The sequence below is a fragment of the Pseudonocardia parietis genome, from assembly GCF_017876315.1.
Taxonomy (GTDB): domain Bacteria; phylum Actinomycetota; class Actinomycetes; order Mycobacteriales; family Pseudonocardiaceae; genus Pseudonocardia; species Pseudonocardia parietis.
In genome coordinates, this window is sequence record NZ_JAGINU010000001.1 from 1,440,483 (window position 1) to 1,460,524 (window position 20,042).

The window sequence follows — 20,042 nt, forward strand, 5'->3', positions numbered from 1 at the left end:
CTCACGACCGCCAGAGCGCGCACACCTCCGCGGCCACCTGCGGAGCCACGACGAGCAGCCCGTCCTCGGGCATCGGTGCGGCGTGGCCGTCCCGGTCCAGGACCAGCGCACCGGCCTCGGAGGCCAGGCACAGCGCGCCCGCGACGTCCCACTCGTGGTAGCGGGTCAGGACCGCCGCGACGGCGTGCCCCAGCGCGACCTGGGTGATCGCCAGCGCGGCCGACCCGAGCACCCGTACCCCCGCGTGCGCGGCCTTGCAGCGAGCGAGGAAGCCGTCGTCCGGGTCCTCGGCGCACACCAGCGACCCGGCCAGCCGGGACGCGCGGGACGGCGGCACCGGGACGCCGTTGGCCCGGAACCCGCGCCCGCGGGCCGCAGCGTAGATCTGCCCGCGCCCCGGGTCGGCCACGACGCCCACCGCCGGCCCGTCGCCGTCCACCAGGGCCAGGCTGTACGCGCACCACGGCAGCCCGGCGACGAAGTTGGCGGTGCCGTCCACCGGGTCCACGACCCACCGCATCGGTGCCTGCGCCGCTCCGCTGTCGGCGCCGTACTCCTCGCCGACGACCGGGCAGCCGGGGAACTCCGCGGCCAGCACCCGGCGGGTGTGCCGCTCCAGGGTCCGGTCGGTGTCGGTGACCCAGTCGAACGGGTTCGCCTTCACCGCGTGGCCGGGCGCGTCGGCGTGCTCCCGGCCGAGCGTCGCGGTGATCACCTCGGCGGCGTCGTTGGCCAGCCGGCCCGCCGTCTCCAGGGCGTGCGAGAGCAACGCCGGGTCCACCGGGCGGGCGGATCGGGTGGTGTGCGGGGCGGCCGTCATACGCACCGAGTCTCCGGGCGGGGGATGACCCGATCGCGACCGCGAGGTGACACTCCCGTGCCGGGAGCGCCAACTCGTGCAGCGCCGGTCGGCTCCCACCCGATGTTCGCCGAGGGTTGGGCGGCTGCTCACACCGTGGACCCGGCCCGGCGTCCCGCTCCGAGCACTGTCGGGCCGTGCGCGTCGCAATCGTCTCGGAATGCTTCCTGCCGGTGGTCAACGGCGTCACCAACTCGGTGCTGCGGGTGTGCGAGCACCTGCGCGCGGGCGGCCACGACGTCCTCGTGATCGCACCCGGGACCGGCGAGCCCACCGAGTACGACGGCGTCCCGGTCGTCCGGATCCCCGCCGTCGGGCTCCCGGTGGTCAACTCGATGCCGGTCGGGGTCCCGAGCCGCCGGGTACTCACCGCGCTGCGCGCGTTCCGGCCGGACGTCGTGCATCTCGCCGCGCCGTTCGTCGTCGGCGCGCGGGGGCTCGCCGCCGCCCGGCGGCTGGGCATCCCGACGGTCGCGATCTACCAGACCGACGTCGCCGGGTTCGCCTCCGCCTACGGCCTCGGCCTGACCGCCCGGGCGGCCTGGCGCTGGACCTGCCGGCTGCACTCGATGGCCGACCGCACGCTCGCACCGTCCAGCTGGGCCACGGGCGCGTTGCGCGACCGCGGCGTCCCACGGGTGCACCAGTGGGCCCGCGGTGTCGACACCCGGCGGTTCACCCCGTCGCGGCGCAGTGCCGCGCTGCGCGCCCGGCTGGCCCCGGACGGCGAGCGGCTGGTCGGGTTCGTCGGCCGGCTAGCCCCGGAGAAGCAGGTCGAACGCCTCGCCGTGCTGGGTGACGTGCCGGGGACGCGGCTGGTCGTCGTCGGCGACGGGCCCAGCGCCGAGGGGCTGCGGGAGCGGCTGCCCTCGGCGGCGTTTCTCGGCCACCGGGGCGGCGACGAGCTCGCCGAGATCTACGCCAGCCTCGACGTGTTCGTCCACACCGGGCAGGCGGAGACGTTCTGCCAGGCGGTGCAGGAGGCGTTGGCCTCCGGGATCCCGGTCGTCGCGCCGGACGCGGGCGGTCCGCGTGATCTCGTCCTCGACGGCCGCACGGGCTACCTCGTCGCGCCCCGGCCGGAAGGGGGCGAGCCCGGCGACCCGGCGACCGACGAGGCCGACCGCGAGCTGGTCGCCGCCGTCGCCGCGCTCTGCGTACCGGACCGCAACCGCGCGTTCGGCGCCGCCGCGCGGCAGTCGGTGCTGCGCCGCACCTGGACCGCGGTCGGTGACGAGCTGCTCGCGCACTACGCGCAGGTGCTCCACCCGGTCCCCGACCGGATCGCGGCCTGACCGAACACGCGCGGCCTGACGGGACACGCGACGTCACCGTCGCAGGGTGCGGGGGCCGTCGCGAGGTGCCGGGCGGGAGCTGCGCGACGACGAGAGGTACGGGCCGACGACCACCGTCGATCCCGCGACGCCGGAGAACGTGGTCATGCGTAGTCGTGCGGATCCGTGACCGGCGGCGGCGGACGACCCTGACCCGCATGAACACGACCGTCGTCGTCGAACCGCAGGGCGAGCTCGCCGGGGTGGACACCTCGGGGGCCGTCGCGCTGATCCGCCGCCTCCTCGACCGCAGTCCCGCCACCCGCGCGTCGGCGGCGGCCGAGGTCCTGGCCGCGCCGCACCGGGTACCGCCACCGGTGCTCTACGCCCTGTCCGAGAACCTGGTGGCCGCCGGCGACATGCCCGACGCCGCGGCGTGGTTCTACGCCGGCCAGGTCCGGGCCCGGTTCGACGCGACCCGGTGCACCGACCCGACGGCGGCCGGGGCGCTGGGGGTCCTGCGCGACCGGTTCGGCGAGCCGGTGAACCGGTGGGCGTTCGCCGACCCGGCCCGGGTCCGGCGCGCCGCGGTCCGGGGGATCGCCTGGGACCGGACGGCCCCGCACGACTACGACCACCGCTGGATCGCCCTGCACGGCATGGATGCGTTCACCGGGCCCGGCACCGGCGTCAGCACCCCGTCGCACGAGTGGCCCGCGACCGCCGCGCGGGTGCGTGCCGAGTATCTGGCGGGGTTGCGCGTGGTCCTGCGGGAGCAGTTCGGCGTCTGAGCAGCCCGCGTAGGCTCGCCCCGTGTCCCGCGCCGAGCTCGACAAGGACCCGCACGACGTCGCCCGCATGTTCGACGGCGTGGCCCGGCGCTACGACCTGACCAACACCGCGCTGTCCGGCGGGCAGGACCGCTACTGGCGGACCCAGACCCGCCGGGCACTCGCGCTGCAGCCGGGGGAGCGGGTCCTCGATCTCGCCGCGGGCACCGCCGTGTCCACCGTCGAGCTCGCCAAGGACGGCGCCCGGTGCGTCGCCGCCGACTTCTCCCTCGGGATGCTGCACGCCGGCGCGCACCGCGACGTCCCGAAGGTCGCCGCCGACGCGCTGCACCTCCCGTTCGCCGACGGCTCCTTCGACGCCGTGACGATCTCCTTCGGCCTGCGCAACGTCAGCGACACCGTGGCCGGGCTGCGCGAGATGGCCCGGGTCACCCGCCCCGGCGGCCGCCTGGTCGTCTGCGAGTTCTCGACGCCGACCTGGGCGCCGTTCCGCCTGCTCTACCAGGGCGCCGTGCTCGGGCACGTGCTGCCCGCGGTCGCCCGGACCGTCTCCTCGAACCCCGAGGCGTACCTGTACCTCGCCGAGTCGATCCGGGACTGGCCGGACCAGCCCGCGCTGGCCCGGAAGATCGTCGACGCCGGGTGGGAGCAGGCCGCCTGGCGAAATCTGACGGTCGGCGCCGTCGCCCTGCACCGGGCCCGCAAACCCGCCTGAACCCCCTCTCGCGAACGCCCGCACGTCCGACCGGACGTGCGGGCGTTCTGCTGTGCCGCAACGGTTCCGGGGTTCCGAGACGGGTGGATGGCCCCGGGTCGGCCGCACGTCCTACACTCACACACGACGTTCGTGAAGTTTTTCACAAGCGTGGTGATCGACATGCCGGGCAGAAGGGCTCGACCAGCACTGATGTGGATCACAGGTGATCTGTGTCCTTCCTCAGGTAAGGCTCGCCTGGGTTCTTCGTCACACGGTGGCGGACATAAGGTCCGTCCGACCGGCCTGTCGATCACCACCGACGTCGGTGGCCGCGCGACTACGAAGGTGTACGGATGCTCGATGCCTATCTCCCGCTCGTCCTGCTGTTCGCGTTGGCAGCGGGCTTCGCGGTGTTCTCCGTCGCCGCCGCGCCGCTCATCGGGCCCCGCCGGTTCAACCGGGCGAAGCTGGACTCCTACGAGTGCGGCATCGAGCCGTCGCCGCAGCCGATCGTCGGTGGCGGTCGCATCCCGGTCGCCTACTACCTCACGGCGATGCTGTTCATCCTTTTCGACATCGAGCTGGTGTTCATGTACCCGTACGCCGTCATCGCAGACGCGGTCGGTGTGTTCGGGTTCGTGGCCATCACGCTCTACATCGCCACCATCGCTTTTGCGTACGCCTACGAATGGCGGCGCGGCGGGCTGGAGTGGAGCTGACATGGGACTCGAGGAGAACCTGCCCAGCGGTGTCCTGCTGACCAGCGTCGAGAAGCTGGTCAACTGGACCCGGAAGTCGTCGCTCTGGCCTGCCACGTTCGGCCTGGCCTGCTGCGCCATCGAGATGATGACCACCGGCGCACCGCGCTACGACCTCGCCCGCTTCGGCATGGAGGTCTTCCGGGCGTCACCGCGCCAGGCCGACCTGATGATCGTCGCGGGCCGGGTGAGCAACAAGATGGCGCCGGTCCTGCGCCAGATCTACGACCAGATGCCGGAGCCGCGCTGGGTGCTGGCGATGGGCGTCTGCGCCAGCTCGGGCGGCATGTTCAACAACTACGCGATCGTGCAGGGCGTCGACCACGTCGTGCCGGTGGACATGTACCTGCCGGGCTGCCCGCCACGGCCGGAGATGCTCATGGACGCGATCCTCAAGATCCACGCCAAGATCTCCGACGAGCCGCTCGGCCCGAAGCGGGCCGCGGAGCTGGCCGAGTCCGGGTACCGGACGCCGATGGTGCCGTCGTCGGTGAAGTTCGCGCCGAAGCACAAGCGCCTCGACGCGCTGAAGCACACGCCCACGCCGGACGTCCCGAACTACCTCGAGCCCGGCGCGCAGCCGAGGTCGGCCACGAACGCGCTGGCAGCCGGTGAGAAGCACGAGCTGCCGTCGCTGGCCGACGCCGCGAGGGGGGAGCAGCAGTGACCGAGCCTTCCGGCACCTCCAAGGATGACGCCGAGCCCACCGGCGGCGAGCACTCGTCGTCCGAGGTGAGCGGGGCCGCGCTGGAGCAGCAGCGGGCCCGCGGCGGTGAGGACGCGCTGGCCGGCGTCCGGCCCGCCGCCCGTATCACCGAGACCCGGACCCGGTCGGGCATGTTCGGCGTCCGCGGCAGCGGCGACACCTCCGGCTACGGCGGGCTGCGACTGCCCGGCCACGCCCCGGCACCGGCCGAGCGGCCGTTCGGCGGCTGGTTCGACGAGTTCGCCGACGAGCTGGGTGCCGCGCTGGACGAGCGGTCGATCCCGCGGGACGCGATCGAGCAGGTGACGATCGACCGGGACGAGATGACCCTCTACGTGCAGCCCGCGAAGCTGAACGCGGTCGCCCGCACGATGCGTGACGACCCCGCCCTGCGCTTCGAGTTCTGCTCGTCGGTGTCCGGTGTGGACTACTCGGCGCCGGACGGCTCGCCGGTCGACCGGCCGCTGCACGTCACCTACCACCTGCTGTCCATGACCTACCGGCGCCGCATCCGGCTCGAGGTCGCCATGGACATCGAGAACCTGCACGTCGACAGCGTCGTCGACGTGTACCCCACCGCGGACTGGCACGAGCGCGAGACCTGGGACATGTTCGGCGTCGTCTTCGACGGCCACCCGGCGCTCACCCGGATCCTCATGCCGGACGACTGGGACGGCCACCCCCAGCGCAAGAGCTACCCGCTCGGTGGCATCCCCGTGGAGTACAAGGGCGCGGAGATTCCACCGCCCGATGAGCGGAGGGCCTACTCGTGACCACCTCGCAGCAGGATCCGTACGCCGCGCCCGGCCGTCCGACGACCGAGGGCACCGTCTACACGGTCACCGGCGGCGACTGGGACTCCCTGATGGACGCGGCCCACGAGGACCGCATCGTCATCAACATGGGCCCGCAGCACCCGTCCACGCACGGCGTGCTGCGGCTGATCCTCGAGCTCGAGGGCGAGACCGTCACCCAGGGCCGGCCGGTGATCGGGTACCTGCACACCGGCATCGAGAAGAACTGCGAGTACCGGACCTGGACCCAGGGGGTCACGTTCGTGACCCGCGCGGACTACCTGTCCCCGCTGTTCAACGAGGCCGCCTACTGCATGGCGATCGAGAAGCTCCTCGGGATCGAGGTGCCGCGCCGCGCCGAGCACATCCGGGTGCTGCTCATGGAGCTGAACCGGATCGGCTCGCACCTGGTGGCGCTGGCCACCGGCGGGATGGAGCTCGGCGCACTGACCGGCATGACCTCCGGCTTCCGCGAGCGGGAGGAGGTCCTGCACCTGCTCGAGGACCTGACCGGGCTGCGGATGAACCACGCGTTCATCCGGCCCGGCGGCCTGGCCCAGGACCTGCCCGCCGACTACGCCGAGAAGGTCCGGGCGTTCCTGAAGGTCATGAACACCCGGATGCCCGACTACGACAAGCTGCTCACCGGGCAGCCGATCTGGCGCCAGCGGCTGGAGGGCGTCGGGTACCTGCCCGTCGACGGCTGCCTCGCACTCGGGGCGTCCGGTCCGATCCTGCGGGCGGCCGGCCTGGCCTGGGACCTGCGCAAGCACATGCCGTACTCGGTCTACGACGAGTACGAGTTCGAGGTCCCCACGGCCACCGAGGCCGACTGCTACGCCCGCTACAAGCTGCGCGTCGCCGAGATCCACGAGTCGCTGCAGCTCATGGAGCAGGCGCTGACCAAGCTCGACGAGACCGGGCCCGGCCGGGTCATGGTCGACGACCCGAAGGTCGCCTGGCCGGCGCAGCTGTCGATCGGCAGCGACGGCATGGGCAACACCCTCGAGCACGTCCGCAAGATCATGAGTCAGTCGATGGAATCGCTGATCCACCACTTCAAGCTGGTGACCGAGGGCTTCTCGGTCCCGCCCGGGCAGGCCTACGCGGCCGTCGAGTCCCCCCGCGGCGAGCTCGGCGCGCACCTGGTCTCGGACGGCGGTACCCGCCCGGTCCGCGTCCACCTGCGCGACCCCAGCTTCGTGAACCTGCAGACGATGCCCGCGATGAGCGAGGGCGGCCAGATCGCCGACGTCATCGCGGCCGTCGCGTCGATCGATCCCGTGATGGGAGGTTGCGACCGATGACCCTCCCCGAGGGCAATCCCGAGGCCAACGCGCCGGCGCACGTCACGCCGGTCGAGCGCGAGTTCGCTGCGCCGCCGGAGCCGTCGCCGGTCTCCCCGGTCTTCGACGAGCTCACCCGGGCGCGGACCAAGGAGATCATCTCCCTGTACCCGCAGTCCCGCTCCGCGCTGCTCCCGCTGCTGCACCTGGTGCAGTCGGTCGAGGGCCACGTCAGCCAGAACGGGATCCGGTACTGCGCCGAGGCGCTCGGGCTGAGCACGGCCGAGGTCTCCGCGGTGGCGACGTTCTACACGATGTACAAGCGCAGCCCCTGCGGCGAGCACCTGGTCAGCGTCTGCACCAACACGCTGTGTGCGGCGCTGGGCGGTGACGACATCTACGCGCGGTTGCGCACCCACCTCGGCTCCGCCGACCGTCCGCTCGGTCACGAGGAGACCGCCGGGGAGCCCGGCACGACGGGGTCGATCACCCTGGAGCACGCCGAGTGCCTCGCGGCCTGCGACCTCGCGCCGGTGCTGCAGGTCAACTACGAGTACTTCGACAACCAGACGGTCGACTCCGCGGTCGAGCTGGTGGACGCGCTGCGCAGCGGCGAGCGGCCGCAGCCCACGCGCGGGGCGCCGCTGACCGACCTGCGCACGGTCGAGCTGGAGCTGGCCGGCTTCACCGACGAGGCCGCCCCGGTCGACGAGACGGCCCGCGTCGAGGGGCCGTCGTCGGCGATCGAGTCGGTCCGCGGTGCCCGGCTGGCCGAGGAGAACGGCTGGACCGCCCCGGCGATGCCGGCCCTGCCCCCGGTGATGCCCGCGCTACCGGAGAAGAAGTGATCCCATGACCTCTCCCGAGAACGAGCCGGTGCAGATGCCGGACCCGGTCACGCCGGTGCTGACCCGGCGGTGGCTGGCGCCGCGCTCCTGGTCGATCGACACCTACGAGCAGCTCGAGGGCTACACCTCGCTGCGTACCGCGTTCGCCGCGCAGCCGGACCAGCTCATCCAGCTGATCAAGGACTCCGGCCTGCGCGGGCGCGGCGGCGCCGGGTTCCCGACCGGGATGAAGTGGGGCTTCATCCCGCAGGACGACGGCAGCGGGACCGGCCCGGGCGCGAAGCCGAAGTACCTGGTGATCAACGCCGACGAGGGCGAGCCGGGTACCTGCAAGGACATCCCGACGATGATGGCCGACCCGCACTCGCTGATCGAGGGCTGCATCGTCACCAGCTACGCGATCCGGGCGAACTTCTGCGCGATCTACGTCCGCGGCGAGGCGCTGCACTGCATCCGCAGGCTGCGGGCCGCGGTCCGCGAGGCCAAGGACAAGGGGTACCTCGGGCGCGACATCCTCGGCTCCGGGTTCGACCTGGAGATCGTGGTGCACGCCGGCGCGGGTGCCTACATCTGCGGCGAGGAGACCGCGCTGCTCGACTCGCTCGAGGGCCGTCGCGGGCAGCCGAGGCTCAAGCCGCCGTTCCCGGCGACCGCCGGCCTCTACTCCTGCCCGACGGTGGTCAACAACGTGGAGACCATCGCGAGCGTGCCCGTCATCGTCAACGGCGGCTCCGGCTGGTTCCGCTCGATGGGCCGGGAGCGTTCGCCCGGCCCGAAGATCTACTCGATCTCCGGGCACGTCGAGCGGCCCGGCCAGTACGAGGCCCCGCTCGGGATCACGCTGCGCGAGCTGCTGGAGCTGGCGGGCGGGATGAAGGACGGGGTCCCGCTCAAGTTCTGGACGCCCGGTGGCTCCTCGACGCCGCTGCTCACCGCCGAGCACCTCGACGTGCCGCTGGACTTCGAGGGCGCGGCCGAGGCCGGCTCCATGCTGGGGACGACGGCGGTGCAGGTCTTCAACGAGACCGTGTCGGTGCCGTGGGCGGTGATGAAGTGGACCGAGTTCTACAAGCACGAGAGCTGCGGCAAGTGCACCCCGTGCCGGGAGGGCACCTACTGGCTGGTGCAGGTGCTGCAGCGGATGGTGCGCGGCGAGGGCACGCACTCCGACATCGACACCCTGGTCGACGTCTGCGACAACATCCTCGGCCGCTCGTTCTGCGCACTCGGTGACGGGGCGACCAGCCCGATCACCAGCGCGGTGCAGTACTTCCGCCAGGAGTTCCTGGATCTCATCGCGTCGCAGCCCGAGGTGGACCGTCCGGAGCAGCTGGCGGACGTGGAGGGCGCGGCACGGACCAGCGGCACCGAACTGACCGGAGCACCCGCATGACCCTCTCTCCCGAGAAGACGACCGAGGCCCCGGTCCCGGAGGGCCACGTCCGCCTCACCATCGACGGCCAGGTGATCGACGCACCCAAGGGCGAGCTGCTGATCCGCACCTGCGAGCGGCTCGGCATCGTGATCCCGCGGTTCTGCGACCACCCGCTCCTCGACCCGGCAGGTGCCTGCCGGCAGTGCCTGGTCGAGGTGGAGATGGGCGGCCGGCCGATGCCGAAGCCGCAGGCCAGCTGCACGATGACGGTCGCCGACGGGATGGTCGTCAAGACCCAGAACACCTCCGAGCGGGCGGACAAGGCGCAGCAGGGCGTGATGGAGCTGCTGCTCATCAACCACCCGCTGGACTGCCCGGTCTGCGACAAGGGCGGCGAGTGCCCGTTGCAGAACCAGGCGATGGCGCACGGCCGGGCCGACTCCCGGTTCGTCGAGACGAAGCGGACCTTCCCGAAGCCGCTGCCGATCTCGTCGCAGGTGCTGCTGGACCGCGAGCGCTGTGTGCTCTGCCAGCGCTGCACCCGGTTCTCCGAGGAGATCGCCGGTGACCCGTTCATCGACCTGCTCGAGCGCGGCTCGAACCAGCAGGTCGGGATCGCCGAGGACCAGCCGTTCCAGTCGTACTTCTCGGGCAACACCATCCAGATCTGCCCGGTCGGCGCGCTGACCAGCGCGGCCTACCGGTTCCGGTCGCGGCCGTTCGACCTGCGCTCGACGCCGGGCACCTGCGAGCACTGCAGCTCCGGCTGTTCCATCCGGACCGACTCGCGCCGCGGGACGGTGCTGCGCCGGCTCGCGGGCAACGACCCGGAGGTGAACGAGGAGTGGCTCTGCGACAAGGGCCGCTTCGCGTTCCGCTACCTGGGCAGCGCCGGCCGGATCACCCGCCCGCTGGTGCGCCGTGACGACGGGGAGCTGGCCGAGGCCTCGTGGACCGAGGCCCTGCAGGTCGCGGCGACCGGGCTGCTCGCGGCCCGGGACGGTGCCGGGATCGGCGTGCTCCCCGGCGGCCGGCTCACCACCGAGGACGCCTACGCGTACGCGAAGTTCGCCCGCGTCGTCGCCCGGACCAACGACGTGGACTTCCGCGCCCGCCCGCACTCGGACGAGGAGCTGGAGTTCCTCGCCGCGCACGTGGTCGGTGGGGCCCCCGCAGGACAGCCGGGCGATGACTCGGTGACCTTCGAGAAGATCGAGAACGCGCCGGCCGTCCTGACCGTCGCGACCGATCCGGAGGAGGAGTCGAGCATCGTCTTCCTCCGGCTGCGCAAGGCGTGGCGGAAGAAGGGCCTGCGGCACTTCCAGGTCGCTCCGTTCACCACGACCGGTGCGGAGAAGACCGGAGCGACCGTGCTGCACGCGGTGCCCGGGGGCGAGGCGGCGGTCGTCGCGGAGCCCGGTGCCGACGTCGTCGGCGCGCTGGGGCAGCCGGGTGCGGTGATCCTGGTCGGGGACCGGGCCGCGGAGTCGCCCGGGCTGTACTCGGCGGTGTCCGCGCTGGCCGCGCGGACCGGGGCGGCGATCGGCTGGCTGCCGGGCCGGGCCGGGGACCGCGGTGCGCTGGAAGCCGGCGCGCTGCCGACACTGCTTCCCGGCGGGCGCCCGGTGACCGACGCGGCCGCCCGTGCGGAGCTGGAGCAGGCCTGGGGTTGCGGGCCGCTGCCGGCCACGCCCGGCCGCGACGGCGACGCGATCCTCGCCGCGGCCGCGAGCGGTGCCCTGTCGGCGCTGGTCGTCGGTGGGGTGGACCCGCAGGACATGGCCGACCCGCATGCGGCGATCACGGCGTTGCGGGAGGTCGGGTTCCTGGTCAGCCTGGAGATGCACACCTCGGCGGTGACGGAGCTGGCCGACGTCGTGCTGCCGGTCGCACCGGACGCCCAGCGCTCCGGCAGCTACCTGAACTGGGAGGGCCGCCGCCGGGAGTTCGGCGTCGCGCTGGACGCCACCGGTGTGCTGCCGGACTGCCGGGTGCTGGACACCCTGGGCGTGGAGATGGACGCCGACCTGTTCACCCAGACCTCCGCCGCGGCGGCCGGTGAGCTCGCCCGGATCGGGTCGCGCCGACCCGGCGCCGCCGCACCCGCCCACGCGGCGGACCGGGCCCAGCGGCCCGGGTACGGGCAGGCGGTGCTCGCCACCTCCCGTCAGCTGGTCGACGACGCGTCGCTGGCGATCGACGAGCCCGCGCTGGCCGGCACCGCCCGGCGCCCCTACGTACGGGTCAACGCGGCGACGGCCGAGCGGCTCGGGCTGGTCGAGGGCGACGACGCGGCGGTCGGCACCGACCGCGGGACGATCACCCTGCAGGTCGCGCTGGCCGACCTGCCGGACGGTGTGGTGTGGCTGCCCTCCAGCTCGCCCGGATCGCATGTCCGGCCCACGCTGGGGGCCGGCCACGGTGACCTGGTCGGCGTACGCCCGGCCGGAAACGGACGCGCGTCGTGAACCTGCTCCAGGTGCCCCCGGCTCCGGTCGACGGGCTCAACCCGACCCAGCAGCTGCTGGCCGACGACCCGCTCTGGCTGATCCTGATCAAGGTCGTCGGGCTGTTCGCGCTCGGCGTCGTGCTCACCCTGTTCATGATCAACTGGGAGCGCAAGGTCGTCGGCCGGATGCAGCACCGGCCGGGCCCGAACCGGACCGGCCCCGGCGGCTGGCTGCAGAGCCTCGCCGACGGGCTGAAGCTGGCGTTCAAGGAAGACATCATGCCGGCGCTCGCCGACAAGAAGGTCTACTTCCTCGCCCCGATCATCTCGACGGTCCCGGCGTTCGTGGCTTTCTCGGTGATCCCGTTCGGCGGCGAGGTCACGATCTTCGGGGAGCCGACCGCACTGCAGCTGGTCGACCTGCCGGTCGGCGTGCTCGTGGTGCTGGCCTGTTCGTCGATCGGCGTCTACGGGATCGTGCTCGGCGGCTGGGCCTCCGGCTCGCCGTACTCGCTGCTGGGTGCGATGCGCTCGGCGGCACAGGTCATCTCCTACGAGATCGCGCTCGGCCTCGCCGTCGTCGGCGTGGTGCTCTACGCGGGTTCGCTGTCCACCGCGACGATCGTCGGGGCGCAGGCGACCGGCTGGTACTTCTGGCTGCTGGTGCCGAGCTTCGTGGTCTTCGTGATCTCGATGGTGGGCGAGACGAACCGGGCCCCGTTCGACCTCCCGGAGGCGGAGTCCGAGCTGGTCGGTGGCTTCCACACCGAGTACTCGTCGCTGAAGTTCGCCCTGTTCTTCCTGGCCGAGTACGTGAACATGGTGACGGTCTCGGCGATGGCGGTGACGCTGTTCCTCGGTGGCGGGATGTGGCCGTGGCCGCTGAGCTTCCTCAACGCCTACGGCTGGATGCAGTTCCTGGCCTTCATCATCAAGATCCTGCTGTTCCTGTTCGTGTTCATCTGGCTGCGCGGGACGCTGCCGCGGTTCCGCTACGACCAGTTCATGAAGCTGGGCTGGAAGGTCCTGGTCCCGGTCATGCTGGTGTGGATCGTCGCGATCTTCGGCATCCGCGCCTTCCAGACCACCGGCGGCGACAACCTCGTCCTGCTGCTCTCGCTGATCGGGTTCGCGCTGGCCGTCGTGCTCGCGGTGGCGTTCCTGCTGCCGGACCGCCAGGTCGAGGACGCACCGGTGGAGCCGGCATCGGACTACCCGGTGCCGCCGATGGACCTCGAGGTCCCCGAGTCGCCGCCCAAGCGTCGTAAGGCCGTGCCGGCCGGAAAGGACGCCAACTAGATGTTCGACTTCTTCAAGGGCTTCGGTGTCACCTTCTCGACGATGTTCAAGAAGGTCGTCACCGAGGAGTACCCCGAGGACTTCCCGCCGGCCGCACCCCGCTACCACGGCCGTCACCAGCTCAACCGGCACCCGGACGGGCTGGAGAAGTGCGTCGGCTGCGAGCTCTGCGCCTGGGCCTGCCCCGCGGACGCCATCTACGTCGAGGGCGGTGACAACACCGAGGAGGCCCGCTACTCCCCGGGTGAGCGCTACGGCGCGATCTACCAGATCAACTACCTGCGGTGCATCGGCTGCGGCCTGTGCATCGAGGCCTGCCCGACCCGCTCGCTGACGATGACCAACTTCTACGAGCTGGCCGACGACAACCGCCAGGACCTCATCTACACCAAGGAGCAGCTGATGGCCCCGCTGCTGCCGGGTATGGAGCAGCCTCCGCACCCGATGCGCCTCGGCGAGGACGAGCAGGACTACTACGTGCAGGGCCCGACCCTGGCGAAGACGTCCGTCCTGGACCAGACCGGGGAGCAGATGCGATGAACGCCGTACTTGCCCAGGCCGCGGGCGAGGTGAGTACCGGTGAGGCCGTCGCGTTCTGGATCCTCGGCCCGGTGGCCCTGGCCGGTGCGCTCGGCCTGGTGTTCGCCCGGCATGCGATGCACGCCGCGCTGCTGCTGGTGCTGACGATGCTCTCGATCGCGGTGCTGTACCTGGTGCAGTCCGCGCCGTTCCTCGGCTTCGTGCAGATCATCGTCTACACCGGCGCCGTGATGATGCTGTTCCTGTTCGTCCTGATGCTGGTCGGGCGGGACTCGAAGGACTCGGTGATCGAGGTCCTGCGCGGGCAGCGGGCCGCGGCGCTGGTCTTCGGCGTCGGGCTGGCCGCGCTGCTGGTCGGCGGGCTGTCGCGGGGGCTCACGAACGTGACCCCGGCCGGTCTCGAGGCCGGCGGGCAGGGCTGGAACGGCAACGTCCCCGGTATCGGCCGGCTGATCTTCACCGACTACCTGCTGGCCTTCGAGCTGACCGCGGCGCTGCTGATGATCGCCGCGCTCGGCGCGATGGTGCTGACCGGATCGCAGGGCGCCCAGCACACCAAGATCGGCCAGCGGGCCACGGTGACGCTCCGGCTGCGCGGCGAGCACGCCCGCATCTCCCCACTGCCCGGCCCGGGCGTCTACGCCACCGCGAACTCGGTCGCCGTGCCGGCGATCCTCCCGGACGGCTCGATCGCCCCGGAGTCCCTGTCGGAGATCATCGAGTCGATCTCGGTCGATGTCCCGGACACGACCACGCCGGACGCGCACGCGCTGACCGGCCGCCCCGCACCCGACCGCACGATCGATGCGGGCGAGGCGAGTGACACGGGGGACCACCGATGACGCCCGACTACTACCTGCTGCTCTCGGCGCTGCTGTTCACCATCGGCGCGGCCGGTGTGCTCATCCGCCGCAACGCCGTCGTGGTGTTCATGTGCATCGAGCTGATGCTGAACGCGGTGAACCTGTCGCTGGTCACGTTCTCCCGGATCAACGGAGACCTCGACGGCCAGGTGATGGCGCTGTTCGTGATGGTGGTCGCCGCCTGTGAGGTGGTGGTCGGGCTCGCGATCATCACGGCGATCTTCCGCACCCGTCAGTCCTCCTCCGTGGACGACGCGAACCTCTTGAAATACTAGGAGCGGACAACGGTGACCCAGCTCCCCCTCACCCTCGCGCAGGCCGCCGAGCCCGCGACCGGGGCCGCGTCGCTGGCGTGGCTCCTGATCGCGCTGCCCGCGGCCGGTGCCCTGGTGCTGTTCCTGGCCGGCCGGCGCGCCGACGCCTGGGGCCACTGGCTCGGCGTCGGCACCGTGGTGGCCGCGTTCGCCACCGGACTCGCGGTGTTCGTCGAGACCCTCGGACTCTCCCCGGAGTCCCGCACCCGTGAGCTCGGAATCTACGAGTGGATGTCCTCGGGTGCCCTCTCCGTCGACTTCGGTCTCCGGCTCGATCCGCTGTCGCTGACCTTCGTCCTGCTGATCACCGGCGTCGGTGCGCTCATCCACCTCTACTCGGTGGGCTACATGAGCGACGATCCGAACCGCCGCCGGTTCTTCGCCCAGCTGAACCTGTTCGTCGCGGCGATGCTGGTGCTGGTCCTCGGCAACAACTTCGTGCTGCTCTACCTGGGCTGGGAGGGCGTCGGCCTGGCGTCCTACCTGCTGATCGGCTTCTACCAGGACCGCCCGTCCGCGGCGACCGCGGCGAAGAAGGCGTTCATCATGAACCGGGTCGGCGACGTCGGCCTGGCGATCGCGATCTTCCTGCTCTGGCTGGAGCTCGGCACGCTGCAGTACACCGAGGTCTTCGCCCGGATCGGCGAGGTGCCCGCGGGGACCGTCCTGGCGATCACGCTGCTGCTCCTGCTCGGGGCCTGCGGCAAGTCCGGCCAGTTCCCGCTGCAGTCCTGGCTCCCGGACGCGATGGAGGGCCCGACCCCGGTCTCCGCCCTGATCCACGCCGCGACGATGGTGACCGCCGGCGTCTACCTGATCGCCCGGGCGGCGCCGATCTACAACCTGTCCGAGACCGGACGCCTGGTCGTCTGCCTCATCGGCGTCGTCACGCTGATGATCGGCGCGATCGTCGGGTGTGCCTACGACGACATCAAGAAGGTGCTGGCCTACTCCACGGTCAGCCAGATCGGCTACATGATCCTGGCCGTCGGGCTCGGCCCGGTCGGCTACGCGCTGGGCATCCTGCACCTGCTCACCCACGGCTTCTTCAAGGCCGGGCTGTTCCTCGGGGCCGGTTCGGTGATGCACGCGATGAACGACGACGTCGACATGCGCCGCTTCGGCGGCCTGTGGCGGAAGATGCCGATCACCTTCGTCACCTTCGGCCTCGGCTACCTGGCCCTGATCGGCTTCCCGTTCCTGTCCGGGTACTTCTCCAAGGACGCGATCATCGAGGCCGCGTTCTCCCAGGGCGGCTGGCAGGGCTGGGTGTTCGGCGGGCTCGCCACCCTGGCGGCGGGGCTCACCGGCTTCTACATGACCCGCCTGATGCTCATGACGTTCTTCGGTGAGCAGCGCTGGCGGGACCTGCAGTCCACCGACGGCCGCGACTACCACCCGCACGAGTCCCCGGCCACGATGACCGTGCCGATGATCGTCCTGGCGGTCGGCTCGATCGGCGCCGGTGCGCTGCTCTACCCGGTGCTGCCGGGCTGGCTGGCCCCGTCGGTCGGCGAGCGCGTCGAGCTCGAGGGCGGTGCGCTGCCGCACGCGGTGATCCCGTGGCTGGTCGTCGGCGTCTCGCTGCTCGGTGTGCTGCTGGCGTACCTGTTCGTCGGCCGGGCCTCTGTGCCGGTGCAGCGTCCGCAGCGGGTGTCGCCGGTCGTCGCGGCCGCCCGGGCCGATCTCGGCGCGAACGCGTTCAACGAGACGTTCCTCGAGCGGCCCGGCATCTGGCTCACCCGGCTGCTGGTCTACTTCGACAACCGCGGGATCGACGGCCTGGTCAACGGCACGGCCGCCGCGTTCGGCGGCAGCTCCGGCCGGTTGCGCCGGTTGCAGACCGGCTTCGTCCGGTCCTACGCCCTATCGATGCTCGGCGGCGGGGTCCTCATCGTCGCGGCCATGCTGGCGGTGAGGTTCGCATGATCGACCCGATCGTTCCCGGCAGCGGCGGTAACCCGTTCCTGCTGGTCCTGCTGCTCGTCCCGGTGCTCGGCGCGCTGGTGATGTACCCGCTGCGGCGCAACGTGCCGGCCGCCAAGGCCGTCGCGATGGCGACCGCGCTGCTCGAGTTCGTGCTCGTCGTCGTCGCCTGGGCGATGTACTCGATCCCGGCCGCCGAGGCGGGCACCCGGTTCCAGCTCGAGTTCTCGATGCCGTGGATCCCGACGTTCGGCACGCACCTCGCGTTCGGCGTGGACGGCATCGCGCTGGCGATGATCGCGCTGACCGCGTTCCTGGTGCCCGGGCTGATGCTCTTCGCGTGGGCGGAGAAGCTGCCCGAGGGCCGGTCCGCGGCGGGCTACTTCGCGCTGCTGCTGGCCACCGAAGCGACGCTGGTGGGCGTCTTCGCCGCCACGGACGTCTTCCTCTTCTACGTGTTCTTCGAGGCCATGCTGGTCCCGATGTACTTCCTGATCGGCCGCTTCGGCGGGCCGAACCGGCAGTACGCGGCGGTCAAGTTCTTCCTGTACTCGCTGCTCGGCGGCCTGATCATGCTGGCCTCGCTGATCGGGCTGTACGTGACGAGCGCCGAGCAGCTGGGCCGGGGCACCTTCACCTGGGCCGAGCTGCAGGCGATCGCCGAGAGCACCCCGACGTCGACCCAGATCTGGCTGTTCCTCGGCTTCTTCATCGCGTTCGCGATCAAGGCGCCGCTGGTGCCGTTCCACACCTGGCTGCCCGACGCCGGCGCCGAGGCCCCGATCGTCGGCGCGGTGTTGCTGGTCGGCGTGCTGGACAAGGTCGGCACCTTCGGGTTCCTGCGCTACCTGCTGCCGCTGTTCCCGCAGGCCAGCCAGGTCCTCGCGCCGGTGGTGCTGGTGCTCGCCGTCGCCGGCATCATCTACGCCGCGCTGCTGGCGGTCGGGCAGACCGACATGGGCCGGTTCGTCGCCTACACCTCGGTGGCGCACTTCGGGTTCATCGCGCTCGGCGTGTTCGCGTTCTCCAGCCAGGCGTTCGCCGGGGCGACGCTCTACATGGTCAACCACGGGCTCTCGACCGGCATGCTGTTCGTGATGGTCGGTGTGCTGATCAGCCGCGGCGGCTCGCGCCTGATCGCCGACTACGGCGGCGTCGCGAAGCTCGCCCCGGTGCTGGCCGGGTGCATGCTGCTGGCGGGCATGTCCTCGCTGGCGCTGCCCGGCACCAACTCGTTCGTCTCCGAGTTCCTGGTCCTGGTCGGCTCGTTCCCGACCCGGCCGGTGTTCACGATCATCGCCACGATCGGGATCATCTTCGCCGCGCTGTACGTGCTGTGGTTCTACCAGCGCACGATGCAGGGCCCGGTCCGTGGCTCCGCGGTCATCGCGGCGCTGGAGCGCGGCGGTGCGGGCGGACCCGGTTCGATGATCGACCCGGTCGTCGCGGCGGAGCGCAAGGGCAGCGGGTTCCCGGACCTGACCGGCCGGGAGATCGGGGTGCTCGCACCGCTGATCGTCGCGATCATCGTGCTGGGCTTCTACCCGGCCCCGGTCCTCGACCTGATCAACCCGTCCGTGACGGCGACCATGCAGGAGGTCGGCCTGCCCGACCCGGTGCCCGCTGGAGGGATGCCCCGATGACAGTTCTTCCGGCCCAGGTGCCGACGCAGATCGAGATGCCGTCGATCGACTGGGCGGCGTCGTCGCCGCTGTGGATCGTGTTCGTGGGCGCGTGCGTGTCGGTGCTGCTGGAGGCCTTCCTGCCGCGACACCAGCGCTGGCCGGTGCAGGTGCTCACGACCACGCTCACCCTGGTCGCCGCGCTCGTCGCGCTGGCCGGTTACGCGCTGACCGGTCCGGAGCCGGTGCTGACGTTCGGCGCCGCGCTGTCGGTGGACGCGCCGTCGTTGTTCCTGTGGGGCACGCTGCTCGTGCTCGCGATCCCGAGCCTGCTGCTGGTGGCCGACCGGTCGGTCGAACCGGGCGGGGTGTTCGTGGCGTCGGCGGCCGAGCGGGCCGCCGCCCGCACCGGCGGCTCCGGCGGTTCCGGTGATTCCGGGCCGGAACACGTCGACCGCTCCTACGGGGCACCCGACGACGTACCGACGATGCAGACCGAGCCGTTCCCGTTCCTGCTGTTCGCGCTCGGCGGGATGATGGCCTTCGTCGCGGCGAACGACCTGCTGACGATGTTCATCGCGCTCGAGGTGCTGTCGCTGCCGCTGTACCTGATGTGCGGGCTGGCCCGGCGACGCCGGCTGCTCTCCCAGGAGGCGGCCGTCAAGTACTTCCTGCTGGGCGCGTTCGGCTCGGCGTTCTTCCTGTACGGCGTCGCGCTGCTCTACGGCTACTCCGGATCGGTCCGGCTCAGCGAGATCTCCGACGCGGCCGCCGGCAGCCTCGCCTCCGACACGCTGCTGTTCGCCGGTCTCGCCCTGCTGCTGGTCGGGCTCCTGTTCAAGGGGTCGGTGGCGCCGTTCCACACCTGGACGCCGGACGTCTACCAGGGCGCCCCGACGCCGGTCACCGCGTTCATGGCGGCCTGCACCAAGGTCGCCGCGTTCGGCGCGATCGCCCGGGTGCTCTACGTCGCCTTCGGCAGCACCGTCTGGGAGTGGCGGGGCGTGCTGTGGGTCGTCGCGGTCGTGTCGATGGTCGTCGGCGCGGTGCTGGGCCTGACCCAGACCGACGTGAAGCGGATGATCGCGTACTCCTCGATCGCGCACGCCGGCTTCCTGATGCTCGGTGCGATGGCGCTCACCCCCGAGGGCACCGCCGGGCTGATGTTCTACCTGGTCGCCTACGGCTTCACCACGGTCGCGGTGTTCGGCGTCGTGTCGCTGGTCCGCGGACCGGACGGCGAGGCAGGTCACCTGTCCCAGTGGGCAGGGCTGGCCAAGCGCTCCCCGCTGGCCGCCGGGATCATGACGTTCCTGCTTCTCGCACTCGCCGGAATCCCGCTGACCAGCGGGTTCACCGCGAAGTTCGCGATCTTCTCGGCGGCCTCGGCGGACGGCATGGTGCCGCTGGTGGTGATCGCGCTGATCGCCTCCGCGGTGGCGGCGTTCTTCTACATCCGGGTGGTCGTGCTCATGTACTTCAACGAGCCGGCCGAGGACGGGCCGACCGTGGTGGTGCCCGGAGCGTTCACCACGGTGGCCATCACGCTGGGCACGCTCGCGACGCTGGTGCTCGGGATTCTTCCCACTCCGGTCCTGGAATGGGCTGCCAGCGGCGCGTTCGCGGGCTGACTTCGTACGC

18 protein-coding genes are annotated in these 20,042 nt (G+C 71.5%); 17 read left to right on the plus strand and 1 reads right to left on the minus strand.

Annotated features, from left to right (window positions below; all coding sequences use genetic code 11):
* Position 1: 1 nt before the first annotated feature.
* On the minus strand, positions 2-820 hold the full coding sequence (locus JOF36_RS06865; protein ID WP_210025561.1) for an inositol monophosphatase family protein: 819 nt from the start codon (positions 818-820) through the stop codon (positions 2-4).
* 176 nt (positions 821-996) lie between these two features.
* On the opposite strand from JOF36_RS06865, the gene JOF36_RS06870 reads away from it, so the two are divergent.
* The 17 genes from JOF36_RS06870 (at position 997) to nuoN (ending at position 20,032) form a co-directional block, all read left to right on the plus strand.
* Complete coding sequence (locus tag JOF36_RS06870) at positions 997-2,154, plus strand: glycosyltransferase family 4 protein (RefSeq protein ID WP_210025562.1); 1,158 nt, start codon at positions 997-999, stop codon at positions 2,152-2,154.
* Between the two features lie 197 nt (positions 2,155-2,351).
* Complete coding sequence (locus tag JOF36_RS06875; protein ID WP_210025563.1) at positions 2,352-2,924, plus strand: hypothetical protein; 573 nt, start codon at positions 2,352-2,354, stop codon at positions 2,922-2,924.
* A gap of 22 nt (positions 2,925-2,946) precedes the next feature.
* A complete protein-coding gene (locus JOF36_RS06880; protein ID WP_210025564.1) occupies positions 2,947-3,639 on the plus strand; it encodes a demethylmenaquinone methyltransferase in 693 nt (230 codons plus the stop codon).
* A 335-nt stretch (positions 3,640-3,974) separates the two neighbouring features.
* Positions 3,975-4,340, plus strand: a complete 366-nt coding sequence (locus JOF36_RS06885; RefSeq protein WP_210025565.1) for an NADH-quinone oxidoreductase subunit A — start codon at positions 3,975-3,977, stop codon at positions 4,338-4,340.
* Position 4,341: 1 nt separating this feature from the next.
* Positions 4,342-5,046: a NuoB/complex I 20 kDa subunit family protein gene (locus tag JOF36_RS06890; RefSeq protein ID WP_210025566.1), complete on the plus strand. Its 705-nt coding sequence runs from the start codon at positions 4,342-4,344 to the stop codon at positions 5,044-5,046.
* On the plus strand, positions 5,043-5,858 hold the full coding sequence (locus JOF36_RS06895; protein ID WP_210025567.1) for an NADH-quinone oxidoreductase subunit C: 816 nt from the start codon (positions 5,043-5,045) through the stop codon (positions 5,856-5,858). Before JOF36_RS06890 ends, JOF36_RS06895 begins: the two co-directional genes overlap by 4 nt.
* Positions 5,855-7,186, plus strand: coding sequence for an NADH-quinone oxidoreductase subunit D (locus tag JOF36_RS06900; RefSeq protein WP_210025568.1), 1,332 nt, complete (start codon positions 5,855-5,857; stop codon positions 7,184-7,186). Before JOF36_RS06895 ends, JOF36_RS06900 begins: the two co-directional genes overlap by 4 nt.
* A complete protein-coding gene (gene nuoE, locus JOF36_RS06905; protein ID WP_210025569.1) occupies positions 7,183-8,013 on the plus strand; it encodes an NADH-quinone oxidoreductase subunit NuoE in 831 nt (276 codons plus the stop codon). The genes JOF36_RS06900 and nuoE overlap by 4 nt, the downstream gene beginning before the upstream one ends.
* Positions 8,014-8,047: 34 nt before the next feature.
* Positions 8,048-9,406, plus strand: a complete 1,359-nt coding sequence (nuoF, locus tag JOF36_RS06910) for an NADH-quinone oxidoreductase subunit NuoF (protein WP_210035226.1) — start codon at positions 8,048-8,050, stop codon at positions 9,404-9,406.
* Positions 9,403-11,856 carry an NADH-quinone oxidoreductase subunit G gene (locus JOF36_RS06915; protein WP_210025570.1) on the plus strand — a complete coding sequence of 818 codons (2,454 nt, stop codon included), beginning with the start codon at positions 9,403-9,405 and terminating at the stop codon, positions 11,854-11,856. Before nuoF ends, JOF36_RS06915 begins: the two co-directional genes overlap by 4 nt.
* Positions 11,857-11,858: 2 nt before the next feature.
* Positions 11,859-13,136, plus strand: coding sequence for an NADH-quinone oxidoreductase subunit NuoH (nuoH, locus tag JOF36_RS06920; RefSeq protein ID WP_245351505.1), 1,278 nt, complete (start codon positions 11,859-11,861; stop codon positions 13,134-13,136).
* Entirely contained in the window at positions 13,137-13,676 is a 540-nt protein-coding gene (gene nuoI / locus JOF36_RS06925) for an NADH-quinone oxidoreductase subunit NuoI (protein WP_210025572.1), read from the plus strand. It abuts the gene before it with no gap.
* Positions 13,673-14,518 carry an NADH-quinone oxidoreductase subunit J gene (locus JOF36_RS06930; protein ID WP_210025573.1) on the plus strand — a complete coding sequence of 282 codons (846 nt, stop codon included), beginning with the start codon at positions 13,673-13,675 and terminating at the stop codon, positions 14,516-14,518. Before nuoI ends, JOF36_RS06930 begins: the two co-directional genes overlap by 4 nt.
* Entirely contained in the window at positions 14,515-14,814 is a 300-nt protein-coding gene (nuoK, locus tag JOF36_RS06935; protein ID WP_210025574.1) for an NADH-quinone oxidoreductase subunit NuoK, read from the plus strand. Before JOF36_RS06930 ends, nuoK begins: the two co-directional genes overlap by 4 nt.
* Before the next feature lie 72 nt (positions 14,815-14,886).
* A complete protein-coding gene (nuoL, locus tag JOF36_RS06940; protein WP_245351506.1) occupies positions 14,887-16,782 on the plus strand; it encodes an NADH-quinone oxidoreductase subunit L in 1,896 nt (631 codons plus the stop codon).
* On the plus strand, positions 16,779-18,422 hold the full coding sequence (locus tag JOF36_RS06945) for an NADH-quinone oxidoreductase subunit M (protein WP_210025576.1): 1,644 nt from the start codon (positions 16,779-16,781) through the stop codon (positions 18,420-18,422). Before nuoL ends, JOF36_RS06945 begins: the two co-directional genes overlap by 4 nt.
* A complete protein-coding gene (nuoN, locus tag JOF36_RS06950; protein WP_210025577.1) occupies positions 18,419-20,032 on the plus strand; it encodes an NADH-quinone oxidoreductase subunit NuoN in 1,614 nt (537 codons plus the stop codon). Before JOF36_RS06945 ends, nuoN begins: the two co-directional genes overlap by 4 nt.
* Positions 20,033-20,042: the final 10 nt, after the last annotated feature.

Bases quoted from the DNA above. Each gene is read 5' to 3' on its own strand.
- JOF36_RS06865 (WP_210025561.1), bottom strand. From the start codon at position 820: ATGACGGCCGCCCCGCACACCACCCGATCCGCCCGCCCGGTGGACCCG.
- JOF36_RS06875 (WP_210025563.1), top strand. From the start codon at position 2,352: ATGAACACGACCGTCGTCGTCGAACCGCAGGGCGAGCTCGCCGGGGTG.
- JOF36_RS06885 (WP_210025565.1), top strand. From the start codon at position 3,975: ATGCTCGATGCCTATCTCCCGCTCGTCCTGCTGTTCGCGTTGGCAGCG.
- JOF36_RS06890 (WP_210025566.1), top strand. From the start codon at position 4,342: ATGGGACTCGAGGAGAACCTGCCCAGCGGTGTCCTGCTGACCAGCGTC.
- nuoE (WP_210025569.1), top strand. From the start codon at position 7,183: ATGACCCTCCCCGAGGGCAATCCCGAGGCCAACGCGCCGGCGCACGTC.
- nuoF (WP_210035226.1), top strand. From the start codon at position 8,048: ATGCCGGACCCGGTCACGCCGGTGCTGACCCGGCGGTGGCTGGCGCCG.
- JOF36_RS06915 (WP_210025570.1), top strand. From the start codon at position 9,403: ATGACCCTCTCTCCCGAGAAGACGACCGAGGCCCCGGTCCCGGAGGGC.
- nuoI (WP_210025572.1), top strand. From the start codon at position 13,137: ATGTTCGACTTCTTCAAGGGCTTCGGTGTCACCTTCTCGACGATGTTC.
- JOF36_RS06930 (WP_210025573.1), top strand. From the start codon at position 13,673: ATGAACGCCGTACTTGCCCAGGCCGCGGGCGAGGTGAGTACCGGTGAG.
- nuoK (WP_210025574.1), top strand. From the start codon at position 14,515: ATGACGCCCGACTACTACCTGCTGCTCTCGGCGCTGCTGTTCACCATC.
- JOF36_RS06945 (WP_210025576.1), top strand. From the start codon at position 16,779: ATGATCGACCCGATCGTTCCCGGCAGCGGCGGTAACCCGTTCCTGCTG.
- nuoN (WP_210025577.1), top strand. From the start codon at position 18,419: ATGACAGTTCTTCCGGCCCAGGTGCCGACGCAGATCGAGATGCCGTCG.